At 40.7% G+C, this 474-nt stretch carries 1 pseudogene; it reads left to right on the top strand.

The window, feature by feature from the left end:
* Nucleotides 1–82: 82 nt before the first annotated feature.
* Nucleotides 83–474 (top strand): annotated as a pseudogene (locus DC53_RS00470) (transposase); the annotation flags it as partial.

Genomic DNA, 474 nt, shown 5'->3' with positions numbered 1-474 from the left:
CTAAAATCGAAGGGTAATCCCCCCGAAAAATAATAGATGCCAAACGTAGAATTTTCTCTTATTGTAAACACAGGAGAAAATTATGAAAAAAGCACATTTTACAGACAGTCAGATCCTTGCCATTTTAAAACAAGCAGAAAGCGGCGTGCCTATTCCTGAGCTATGCCGTGAACATGGTATGGGCAACTCAACCTTTTATAAATGGCGCGCTAAATACGGCGGCATGGATGCGTCTTTAATGACACGAATGAAAGAGCTTGAAGATGAAAATCGCCGTTTAAAGAAAATGTATGCAGAAGAGCGGCTAAAATCTGAGGTCATTCAGGAGGCAATGGCAAAAAAGTGGTAAAGGCTTCTGAGCGCAAAGTCTTGGCTCATGAAGTCGTTAGCACAAATAAAATGAGTATTGCCTTAGCCTGTCGTACTTTCATGATAAGTGAAACATGCTATCGCTATACGCCAAAACTGTCTGAT

The organism is Pseudoalteromonas fuliginea (assembly GCF_000690055.1).
In the GTDB taxonomy this organism is placed as follows: domain Bacteria; phylum Pseudomonadota; class Gammaproteobacteria; order Enterobacterales; family Alteromonadaceae; genus Pseudoalteromonas; species Pseudoalteromonas fuliginea.
Note: the sequence above shows the minus strand (reverse complement) of the source record. Positions and strands in the feature narration are given on the sequence as shown.